The 11,299-nt window shown below is 41.4% G+C and carries 12 protein-coding genes; 6 read left to right on the top strand and 6 right to left on the bottom strand.

Features of this window, described 5'->3' with window-relative positions; translation table 11 throughout:
- The first annotated feature begins 149 nt into the window (after positions 1-149).
- From F897_RS14115 to F897_RS14100, 3 genes are all read left to right on the top strand, one after another.
- Positions 150-848, top strand: coding sequence for a KAP family P-loop NTPase fold protein (locus F897_RS14115; protein ID WP_005236839.1), 699 nt, complete (start codon positions 150-152; stop codon positions 846-848).
- 66 nt (positions 849-914) lie between these two features.
- Positions 915-2,047 (top strand): IS3 family transposase gene (locus F897_RS17185; RefSeq protein WP_224213997.1). Its coding sequence is split into 2 segments (ribosomal slippage): positions 915-1,167 and positions 1,167-2,047, totalling 1,134 coding nucleotides; the frame shifts between segments, so codons are not numbered across the junction.
- Positions 2,048-2,203: 156 nt separating this feature from the next.
- A complete protein-coding gene (locus F897_RS14100) occupies positions 2,204-2,482 on the top strand; it encodes a hypothetical protein (RefSeq protein ID WP_005236835.1) in 279 nt (92 codons plus the stop codon).
- Positions 2,483-2,484: 2 nt separating this feature from the next.
- On the opposite strand, the gene F897_RS14095 is transcribed toward F897_RS14100, so the two are convergent.
- Positions 2,485-3,108, bottom strand: a complete 624-nt coding sequence (locus F897_RS14095; protein ID WP_005236833.1) for a CatB-related O-acetyltransferase — start codon at positions 3,106-3,108, stop codon at positions 2,485-2,487.
- A gap of 100 nt (positions 3,109-3,208) precedes the next feature.
- On the bottom strand, positions 3,209-3,613 hold the full coding sequence (locus F897_RS14090; protein WP_005236831.1) for a RidA family protein: 405 nt from the start codon (positions 3,611-3,613) through the stop codon (positions 3,209-3,211).
- Positions 3,614-3,751: 138 nt separating this feature from the next.
- Here F897_RS14090 and F897_RS14085 point away from each other — a divergent pair, with 138 nt between their 5' ends.
- Entirely contained in the window at positions 3,752-4,333 is a 582-nt protein-coding gene (locus F897_RS14085; RefSeq protein WP_005236829.1) for a TetR/AcrR family transcriptional regulator, read from the top strand.
- Positions 4,334-4,409: 76 nt separating this feature from the next.
- Here the strand turns inward: F897_RS14085 and greA are convergent, their stop codons facing one another.
- The 3 genes from greA to carA all read right to left on the bottom strand — a co-directional run bounded on the left by greA (position 4,410) and on the right by carA (position 9,355).
- Positions 4,410-4,886, bottom strand: coding sequence for a transcription elongation factor GreA (greA, locus tag F897_RS14080; RefSeq protein WP_005236827.1), 477 nt, complete (start codon positions 4,884-4,886; stop codon positions 4,410-4,412).
- Positions 4,887-4,971: 85 nt separating this feature from the next.
- Positions 4,972-8,202, bottom strand: coding sequence for a carbamoyl-phosphate synthase large subunit (carB, locus tag F897_RS14075; RefSeq protein WP_005236825.1), 3,231 nt, complete (start codon positions 8,200-8,202; stop codon positions 4,972-4,974).
- 13 nt (positions 8,203-8,215) lie between these two features.
- Positions 8,216-9,355: a glutamine-hydrolyzing carbamoyl-phosphate synthase small subunit gene (gene carA, locus F897_RS14070; RefSeq protein WP_005236823.1), complete on the bottom strand. Its 1,140-nt coding sequence runs from the start codon at positions 9,353-9,355 to the stop codon at positions 8,216-8,218.
- Positions 9,356-9,665: 310 nt separating this feature from the next.
- On the opposite strand from carA, the gene F897_RS14065 reads away from it, so the two are divergent.
- Positions 9,666-10,154: a hypothetical protein gene (locus F897_RS14065; protein ID WP_005236821.1), complete on the top strand. Its 489-nt coding sequence runs from the start codon at positions 9,666-9,668 to the stop codon at positions 10,152-10,154.
- A 102-nt stretch (positions 10,155-10,256) separates the two neighbouring features.
- Positions 10,257-10,481, top strand: coding sequence for a hypothetical protein (locus F897_RS14060; protein ID WP_005236819.1), 225 nt, complete (start codon positions 10,257-10,259; stop codon positions 10,479-10,481).
- Positions 10,482-10,755: 274 nt separating this feature from the next.
- Here F897_RS14060 and F897_RS14055 read toward each other — a convergent pair whose 3' ends face one another.
- Positions 10,756-11,295, bottom strand: a complete 540-nt coding sequence (locus F897_RS14055; protein ID WP_005236818.1) for a DOMON-like domain-containing protein — start codon at positions 11,293-11,295, stop codon at positions 10,756-10,758.
- Positions 11,296-11,299 lie beyond the last annotated feature (4 nt).

Below are 11,299 nucleotides of genomic sequence, written 5' to 3'. Positions count from 1 at the left end.
AGACCAATTATCAAGAACTTTATTGATGAATTTATTCTCGATAAGAATCATCTGCTGCCACAGAAAATCTATAAATAATAGTGCGTAAGTCCTATGATTTTAATTCAAAGACTGCCTCGGTTTTAATTTCTCTAGCAGCTGTAATACCAATGATTGCAGCTAAAGCTGGAATGCACTGGATAGGTTTAGGTGGGGCAGGCGAGACAATAAAAGCAGTTTATGATGAGGGAAAGGATGTTTTTGATGTTGCTAGTAATGAGATAGCATCTAAGGTAAAGGAACAAATCGAAAAGAAAATAGAAAATCATCATATTGAAAAACAAACAATTCAAGATTTTAAAAAAGAGCTTGCTCAACTTGCATCACAGCTAGAAAAACCTTTAGTTTTTATTATTGATGAGTTAGATCGCTGTCGCCCAGATTTTGCAATTCGTCTAATTGAAAGAATTAAGCACTTTTTTGATATTCCAAAAATTGTTTTTGTTTTAGTAATGAATAAGCCACAATTATTACAATCTATCAAAAGTGTGTATGGTTATGAAGCGGAGATGAATGGCGATCATTTAGAAAAATTTATTGATTTTACAGTACATCTTTCTTCAGAAGATCGTGAAAAAAATTATGAAAATATTATCAAAGAACAACTCTTTCGAATAGGAGAGTTAGCTAATAAAGATGAAGTGAACGAATTCTATTTTTGGGTTTTAGCTTTGCAATTAGAGAAAAAATTAAATCCGCGAGAGTTGGTTAAAAGGCTAAATCAATACGCTTTATTAAGGACAAATGAAACTAACAAGAATTTAATTCTTATTAGCCTAGTAATAACAGAGGTGGATCAGGAAATTTGAACAACACTTATAAGTGATATTTTGCTCCCCAAATGATGTTATAAACATCAATATATGGAGTATTTTATGGCACGTAGACCAAGAAGAAATCATTCAAATGATTTTAAAGCTAAGGTAGCACTTGCTGCGATTAAAGCAGAAAAAACACTTGCTGAATTGAGTGCTGAATTTGATGTTCATCAAAACCAAATTATCGACTGGAAAAATCAACTGATTTCAGCTTCCTCGCAAGCTTTCGATCAATCAAAAGCTCCAACAGAACCACCCATCGATCTAAAAAAACTACATGCAAAAATCGGTGAGCAGGCATTAGAAATTGATTTTTTAGAAGGTGTGTTGAAGAAACTGGGCCGCTTCAACCACAAAAGTTAATCGATGACTCACTTCAGATTTCAGTATCTAAGCAAGCTCAGCTGCTGAAAGTCTCCCGTGGTTGTTATTACTATCGCCCAAAACCTGTGAGTGCATCAGATCTGAAGCTGATGCGGTGTATGGATGAGTTACATATGCAATACCCTTTTGCAGGTAGCCGTATGATGCGTGATTTGTTGAATCGTCAAGGACATCATATAGGACGACGTCATACACGTACTTTAATGAAGAAAATGGGCATTAATGCGTTATATTGCAAACCAAATTTAAGCCAGGCTAATCAAGCTCACCGCAAATATCCATATCTGCTCAAAGGATTGGCTATTCAGCGCAGTAATCAAGTGTGGTCTACGGATATAACGTATATCCCTATGGCAAAAGGCTTTGTTTATTTATGTGCTGTGATTGATTGGCATAGCCGCAAGGTACTTGCGCATAGAGTATCGATTAGTATGGAGGTTACATTTTGCATAGAAACATTAAATGAAGCTATTGAAAAATATGGTCGACCTGAAATATTTAATACAGACCAAGGCAGTCAGTTTACCAGTGATGCATTTATTGATGTATTGAAATCAAATGGCATTCAAATCAGTATGGATGGTAAAGGTCGATGGGTTGATAATGTGATGGTTGAACGATTATGGCGGAGCGTTAAATATGAAGAGGTGTATCTCAAAGCCTACAGCAATGTTTTGGATGCGAAGAAGCAATTAAACGCATATTTTGAATTTTATAATTTGAAACGACCTCATTCGAGTCTGGATAAAATGACTCCAGATGAGTTTTACTATGACCAGCTACCACAACAAAATAAGATAGCTTAACTAGAGCAGAGTATCACTTATAAATAAGCTTTTAGTTGTTCAAACATGTGGGACCACCTCTTAACACCGTTATCAGTACAACATGATTATATTAGGTATTTTGAAATAATTATTAAAATCTTATCTAATAATCTGTATTTAAATAAGAGGGATTTTATGAAAAAACATAACCTTAATTTAAGTTTTGATACTAAGTTTGATGCAATTACTGATACTACATGGGTGCGAGATATATTGAAATGGGATTATAAAATTGAAGATTTTTTTATGAGTAGCTTTATTCATGAGCATCATAATATTGAGCGAATTAGAGATGATGCTAGTTGGAAAGAAAGTAAGTACATAGAGTATTTGTCTGCATTTTCAATAAGCCCTTTGAGTAAAACTAGTGATTTTATTGAATCTTGGATGAATTATATAAAAACTGGACTGTAATTTTATGAATTAGATATAAAATTTACTAAGCTAACCACATCATCTGTCTGCAACTGTTCACGCATCTTTAAAAACTGCTTTTCATCTAAGTCATAAAGCTTAAGTAAAAGCAGTTTTTCTATATCTTCTTTAGGGAAGCGGTATTTAATAATTTTGGCAGGTACACCACCGACAACAGCATAAGGTGGTACATCTTTGGTAACGACTGCACCTGTAGCAATGACAGCACCTTCACCGAGTGTCACGCCTTGCATAATCATGGCACGAGAGCCAATCCAGCATCCATCTCCAATGACTGTGTCGCCAGCAGGCACAAAACTGCGTGTATCGAACGGAAATGCTGAAATCCAGTCAGTACGGTGTAACTGGTTACCACCCATCATAATCACGCATTCTGCGCCAAAGCAGACAAAATTACCGATATAAAGCTGGTCAATCGGTTTCTCTGGTGTAGCTGGCTTGTCATGCAGATAACGCACCACACAACGCTCAAAACCTTGATCCCAATAGGCTGAGTAATAACTGTAATTGCCCTTAATATGAATATTTGGATTCTTCACTGTTTTTGAGATGAATTCGAACTCGCACCAATGGTTCACAGGGGAATTAATCAACTTTTCAGCCATAACCGGGATACAAAAATAAGGAATACGCCATTATAGCGAATTGATCTTCAAGCTGGAGAACAATCCCATTCAATAACTAACCTGATTGCAGGATTAAGTTTTACATTGCCTTAGCGGATTGAGGGATACGCGCAATGACTTTGATTTCGAAATCAAACCCCGCTAGCCAAGTCACGCCTACAGCGGTCCAATTTGGATAGGGATTTTGCGTAAAAATCTGGTTTTTAACTTTTATAATGCTTTCAAATTGCTGTTCAGGATCGGTGTGAAAAGTTGTGACATCGACAATATCATCGAAAGTACAGCCGGCTGCTGCCAATGTAGCAGCCAGGTTTTCAAAGGCTCGTTCTACCTGTTTCTCAAAGTCAGGTTCAGGACTACCATCTTCACGGCTACCAACCTGACCAGAAACAAATAATAAATCTTCTGATTTGATCGCAGCAGAATAACCATGTTGTTCATACAAAGCATGGCGATCTTGGGGGAATATTACAGTTCTAGTCATGATAATCCTCGCTCAATTTTAATTTATACGTATTTTAGAAAGCAGTTCAAATCTTCACATACGCTTCGTATGTAAACATAATTGACATACGAGGCGTATGTCAATTAAAATTTTTCACAATGCTGATGGAAACAACATATGTCTGTACGTGAAAAAAAAATGGCGGAAACCCGCAAAAAGCTCATAGAAGTCGCACGTCGTGCATTTGCTGAATACGGTTATGCGAACACTTCCATGGATAAGCTCACGGCAGAAGCGGGGCTGACCCGGGGTGCGCTATACCATCATTTTGGAGATAAGAAAGGCTTGTTTGCCGCCGTGGTCGATCAGATTGATTCAGAAATGGCTGAATATGCCGGGCAACATCTGGAGCAGCCTGATGATCTGTGGGAAGGATTAATGCTTGAAGGGCGTACCTATATCGAACATGCATTAAATGCTGAGTTTCAACGGATTGTGCTACGTGATGGTCCGGCAGTATTAGGGGACCCCGCACATTGGCCAAGTCAAAATAAATGCCTGCAGTCGACACGTGAATGTGTAGAACAGTTACTGGCTGAAAGTAGATTAAAACCAGTCGATGCACTTGCTGCAGCAGTCTTGCTCAATGGTGCAGCAATGAATGCAGCACTGTGGGTCGCTTCTAGTGAGGATCCTGCACAGGTCTTATCTCAGGCTTTACAGGCCTTTGAAGCATTGGCGTCTGGCTTCTTAAAATAAAGTCGATAGAACTTTCTAGGTTCAATAAAAAACCCCTCATGTGAGGGGTCTTACAGCCTAAAATATCTATTTAATATTAGATATATTCAACGCTTACGATTTCGTATTCAACTTCACCTTGTGGAGTCACGATTTTCACATCGTCGCCTTCGTTTTTACCCAGCAGTCCACGCGCGATCGGAGAGTTCACAGAGATCTTGTTAATCTTAAAGTCTGCTTCGTCATCACCCACGATTTTGTAAGTTTTGCGCTCTTCAGTGTCTAGATTCTCAATAGTCACAGTGACACCAAAAACTACACGACCGTTTTGTTCCAGTTCTTTAACATCAATCACCTGGCAAGCGCCCAGTTTACCTTCGATGTCCTGAATACGGCCTTCACAGAAACCTTGCTGCTCACGTGCTGCATGATATTCTGCGTTTTCTTTTAAATCCCCATGCTCACGTGCCTCTGCAATCGCTGCAGTAATACGTGGACGATCCACAGTTTTCAGTTGGTGTAATTCTTTCTCTAAGGCAAGTTTGCCTTCGGGAGTCATAGGATAACGTTGCATAGTTGTCCCTCAGTAATAAAAATGAAAGTCTATAAATGAAAAAAAGCCCGCCACCGAGAAGGTGACGGGACTTCTCAGTAACGAATTAACCTATTGTTAAATCTTGCAAACGATATACATCCATCGGCAATTTAATTGCTAAAGCTTGGCATACAGCATCAGCACCATTCAGGGTAGTGGTATGGTATACCTTACCTTGAAGCGCAGAGCGACGGATTGAGAATGAATCCTGCTGAGCTTGTTTACCTTCAGTGGTATTGATAATGAGGTGAATTTCACCATTTTTCAAGCGGTCTACAATGTTTGGACGGCCTTCGGTTACTTTATTTACACGTTCACATTCAATACCTGCAGCTTTAATCACATCGTATGTGCCGCCAGTCGCAAGAATCTTGAAGCCAAAGTCAGCAAGCTGCTTCGCAATACCTACCGCACGTGGTTTATCAGAATCACGTACAGAGATGAATGCATGTTTCACTTCGCCTTCAGTTGGTAGACCTGGTAAACGATCGTTAGAGCCTAGAACAGCTTTGTAGAATGCTTCACCAAATGTTTTACCAACACCCATCACTTCGCCTGTTGATTTCATTTCAGGGCCAAGGATCGGGTCAACACCAGGGAATTTGTTGAATGGGAATACTGCTTCTTTCACAGAGAAGTGAGCAGGGATAATCTCTTTAGTAAAGCCTTGAGACTCAAGAGATTGGCCAGCCATACAACGTGCAGCCACTTTTGCTAAAGATTCACCGATACATTTAGAAACGAACGGAACCGTACGAGAAGCACGAGGGTTCACTTCCAGAATGTAAACGTCATCGCCTTTAACCGCAAACTGAACGTTCATCAAGCCCACTACGCCAAGCTCTTTAGCCATAGCGATGGTTTGACGACGCATTTCGTTTTGCACGTCTTCAGACAATGAGTATGGAGGAATCGAACATGCAGAGTCACCAGAGTGAATACCGGCTTGTTCAATGTGCTGCATGATACCGCCGATCACAACGTCTTTACCGTCAGATACGCAGTCCACATCAACTTCAATCGCATCATCAAGGAAGTGATCCAGAAGAACAGGCGCTTCATTCGATGCTTGTACAGCATCACGTAAGTAGCGTTTTAATTCTTCGTCGTTATACACGATTTCCATTGCGCGACCACCGAGTACGTATGAAGGACGTACAACCAGTGGATAACCCACTTTAGCTGCTTCTGCCATACCTTCTTCAGCAGATTTTACGATGCTGTTGTTCGGTTGACGAAGTTGCAGACGTTGAATCATTTGTTGGAAACGTTCACGGTCTTCTGCACGGTCAATCGCATCTGGAGATGTACCGATAATCGGCGCACCAGCTTCTTCCAAAGCACGAGCCAGTTTCAGTGGAGTCTGACCGCCGTACTGCACGATAATGCCTTTAGGCTTTTCAGTACGTACGATTTCAAGAACGTCTTCAAGTGTAATCGGTTCGAAGTACAGACGATCAGACGTGTCATAGTCAGTTGAAACCGTTTCAGGGTTACAGTTCACCATGATGGTTTCATAACCGTCATCACGCATTGCCAGGGCAGCATGTACACAGCAGTAATCGAATTCGATACCTTGACCAATACGGTTAGGACCGCCACCAATCACCATGATTTTGTCACGGTTAGACGGATTAGATTCACACTCTTCATCATAAGTTGAGTACATATAAGCAGTATCAGATTCGAATTCTGCTGCACATGTATCCACACGTTTGTAGACTGGAGTGACGCCCAGGTTCCAACGGTGCTTACGGAATTGTTTTTGTGAAATACCCATCAGGTTGGCAATACGATGGTCAGATAAACCTTTACGTTTAAATGAACGGATATTGTCAGCGTTCAGATCACCAAAACCTAAAGATTTGATTTGTTCTTCAGTTTTAACGATGTCTTCGATCTGGATCAGGAACCAGCGGTCAATATTGGTTGCCGCAAATACTTCATCAAGCGTGAAACCGTGACGGAATGCATCAGCCACATACCAGATACGTTCTGGACCTGGAACTTTAAGTTCTTGAAGAATCTTCTCGCGCGCACCTTCAGTACCCACTTCGATTTTTTCATCAAAACCAGTTGCACCAACTTCAAGACCGCGAAGTGCTTTGTTCACAGACTCCTGGAAGTTACGACCAATCGCCATAACTTCACCTACAGATTTCATCTGTGTAGTTAGTGTCGCATCAGCTTGCGGGAATTTTTCGAAGTTGAAACGTGGAATCTTGGTAACAACGTAGTCAATTGCTGGTTCGAACGATGCTGGAGTTGTACCGCCAGTGATGTCGTTTTTCAGCTCATCAAGGGTATAACCAACAGCCAGTTTCGCTGCGATTTTCGCAATCGGGAAACCAGTCGCTTTAGATGCCAGTGCAGATGAACGCGATACACGCGGGTTCATCTCGATGATCACCATACGGCCATCTTTCGGGTTGATACCGAACTGAACGTTAGAACCGCCCGTTTCAACACCGATTTCACGAAGAACTGCTAAAGATGCATTACGCATCAACTGGTATTCTTTATCAGTCAGTGTTTGTGCAGGCGCAACAGTGATCGAGTCACCGGTGTGTACGCCCATTGGGTCAAAGTTTTCGATCGCACATACAATGATACAGTTGTCGTTTTTGTCACGAACAACTTCCATCTCGTACTCTTTCCAGCCAATCAATGATTCATCGATCAATAATTGGTGAGTAGGAGAGAGGTCGAAACCGCGTTCACAGATTTCCAGGAATTCTTCACGGTTGTAAGCAATACCACCGCCTGAACCACCCATCGTAAATGATGGACGGATAATCACGGGGAAACCGAAGCGCGCTTGAATCTCAAGTGCTTCTTCCATAGATTCAGCAATCGCAGCTTTTGGACATTCCAGACCAATTTTACGCATTGCTTCGTCAAACAGTTTACGGTCTTCTGCTTTTTCGATCGCTTCTTTGGTCGCGCCGATCAGTTCAACGTTGTATTTTTCAAGAATACCGTTGGCATCCAGTGCAAGGGCACAGTTCAGTGCAGTCTGGCCACCCATCGTTGGAAGCACAGCATCTGGACGTTCTTTTTCAATGATTGCTGCAACAGTCTGCCAGGTAATCGGTTCGATATACGTCGCATCTGCCATTGCAGGGTCGGTCATAATGGTCGCTGGGTTAGAGTTCACCAGAATAACGCGGTAGCCTTCTTCACGAAGCGCTTTACATGCTTGAGCACCTGAGTAGTCAAACTCACATGCTTGACCGATGACGATCGGACCAGCACCAATGATCAAGATGCTTTTAATGTCAGTACGTTTAGCCATGATGCTTCCTTAATTACTTCTTAGATGCTTCGATAAGTTCGATGAAATGATCGAACAATGGTGCGCAGTCATGTGGACCAGGGCTTGCTTCAGGGTGACCCTGGAAGCTGAACGCAGGTTTGTCTGTACGATGGATACCTTGGTTTGTACCATCAAACAGTGAGCGATGAGTCACACGCAATACCGCAGGCAGGGTGCTTTCATCCACTGCGAAGCCGTGGTTTTGAGAAGTAATCATCACTGTACCAGTTTCGATGTTCTGTACAGGATGGTTAGCGCCATGGTGACCGTGCGGCATTTTTACCGTTTTAGCACCCGATGCAAGAGCAAGAATCTGGTGACCTAAGCAGATACCAAATACTGGAATTTCAGTTGTTTCAACAATTGTTTTTACAGCTTCAATTGCGTAGTCACATGCAGCTGGATCGCCAGGACCATTTGACAGGAATACGCCATCTGGATTTAACGCAAGTACTTTTTCAGCAGGAGTTTGTGCAGGCACCACAGTCAATTTACAGCCGCGGTCTGCGAGCATACGCAAGATGTTGGTTTTGACACCGTAGTCGTATGCAACCACATGGAATTTAAGTTCAGGTTGAGTAAAGCCTTTGCCAAGTGCCCATGAGCCTTCAGTCCATTCGAAACCGGTCGGATCACAGCATTCTTTCGCAAGGTCTAAACCACTTAAACCACCGAATGCACGTGCTTTTTCGACTGCTTCTTCTTCAGTGATGTTTTCACCCGCAAGGATACAACCGTTTTGTGCACCTTTATCACGCAAAATTCGAGTTAATCGTCGCGTGTCGATGTCAGCAATGGCAACTACATTGTGCTGTTTTAAATAATCACCGAGTGATTGATTCGCACGGAAGTTACTATGTAGTAAAGGAAGGTCACGGATAATTAAACCGTTTGCCCATACTTTATGAATACGACCTGATTCAGCGTCTTCTTCGTTGCAACCTGTGTTACCGATATGTGGGTAAGTTAGCGTTACAAGCTGCTGTGCATAACTAGGATCAGTCAAAATTTCTTGATAGCCAGTCATGGCAGTGTTGAAAACGACTTCACCAGTCGTACAACCCGATGCGCCAATTGAAGTACCTTTAAAGATAGTTCCGTCGGCAAGGGCTAAAATTGCTGGGGTGCTCAAACCAAAGCTCCTGAAATTTAGGCTGTAAAAAAGCGAGTAGACGAAAAAAAAGGAAGGTTAATTTTTAAACCTACCCTCCTATGTCTGCTCGCTTGAACTTAACACGGCATTATACGCAGAACCACCCCCTAAGTCCAATAGCTTTACAGCAAAAGTATGAGATAAATGGCTTGCTTTTTGCTTGAAAGTCTGTTTTACGAACAACGTAAAAAAATGTAAGCAATTAAGAATTGTCTAACAAATCAAATCTTAATTTTTATCAAAACTACTAATATGGATGAGTCGTAATATAACTATAGGAATAAGACACATGACTACAGCAGCGAAATCTTCCCAATCCAAGAAAAAGATCAATACCGTGGTTTCAGAAACGACTGAACAGCTTGAAAAAGTAGCAGCTGAAGCCAAAGAACAGGTGGTGGAAACCATCGAAGAAAGCAAAGAGAAACTTGAACTCGAAGCGAAACAGCTGGGTGATACTGTGCAGGAGCAGTTACGTCAGTTGAAACAGGATCTGTTGCAACGGATCGATACTTTGAAAGAGCAGTTATTTGGTTCGCAAAAAGAACTGACTGAATTAACCAGCTTTATCAAAACCGAATTTACTGCAGTCATTGAAGACTTATCCAATATGGGTAAGGAACTGAAAGAAGATGTCAGCCAGATCTCGACCAAACATAAAGAGCATCTGACTGGTACATTCAAGCGCTCAAAAGACAGTACCATTGAAGTTCTGAAAAAGGTCAAACCCATGGTAAAAGCTGAAAGTTCAGAAAAAAGCCCTGAGCTGAAGAGTTAAGGGAAGACGCTGACTTAAATTGCATGAAAGGAGAACTGGATACGTTCTCCTTTGTCTTTTTGAGGCAAAACGGACTCACAATAATAATGAAAGGGGGTCACGATGCAGCAGCATTATTTTGCAGGTGTACTTTGTTTACTGACGCTGATTATGATGCTTAATCTGGAAAGTTGGTTGATGCGTGCACTTTATCTCGGTGTGATGATGTTATGTCTGGGATTCTTTGGACTAGCTTTTGGAACGATTATCCTGATCATCTTCACGTTAACTGTAATTTTTTATGCCGCGGTAAAATCAGTGCAGGACAATTACCGCTTACATCACTAAACTATCGAAAACAATTAAAACTAATCCTAAGTTTATCAGCTTAAATAACGGTTAAATTATTATTAAAGTAGTCAGTCCTAAGTGTTGAGTGCAGGCTAGTTATTTCAATTTAATATTGACCTGAATCGCGTAGAGAAAATATAGGCGAATATTTTCTTCAAGCTATAACAGCGAACTTTGAGCGGATGAGCCGAAAAAGCCCATAAAAAACGTGAGACTTTAATGCTCACGTTTTTTAATATCTTTGTTATCCAGCAAATGCTTTTAATCTGCATTAAAAGACATGCAGCCAATCCCATTTATTGTGAAAGTCTGCTTCTGGACTGCTGTGCTGCATCGCAAAGTATTGATCACCTTGTGAGGTTTTTAATACTGCTGTCAGACCAATAAACAGGTCTGCCCATTTAAGTTTATGTTCAACCATAAACTCGGTCAGATCCAGACTGACATTCAGACCATAATGGGTGCGTTTAAGCTGATCCAGTTCGATATCGTATGCAGCAGGTGGCGGCATATCTTCCGGATAGCGATATTCCTCAAACTGATAGGCTTGCCAAGCCTGAGAAGGAGAGAGATTGATTTCACGATAATAATCTTCACCCTGAACCCCGATAAAGATTTCAAAGCAGGTCTGTTCCCACAAAAAATTACGACGGGGATATGCAGTAACCATTTCTGGCCACAGCACGTACTGGTTGGGATCGCGCAACCAAAATCCGACATTCAAGCTGCATGGATTTTGCTGTTCGATGGCACCGACCAATGAGATTGCCTGAAAACGGCGATCAAATGCGCTGAGTTCGTAACTGGCCATAAAT

This window comes from Acinetobacter variabilis, assembly GCF_000369625.1.
GTDB lineage: Bacteria > Pseudomonadota > Gammaproteobacteria > Pseudomonadales > Moraxellaceae > Acinetobacter > Acinetobacter variabilis.
The sequence above is the reverse complement of the archived record's forward strand: the minus strand, read 5'-3'. Positions and strand labels throughout refer to the sequence as shown.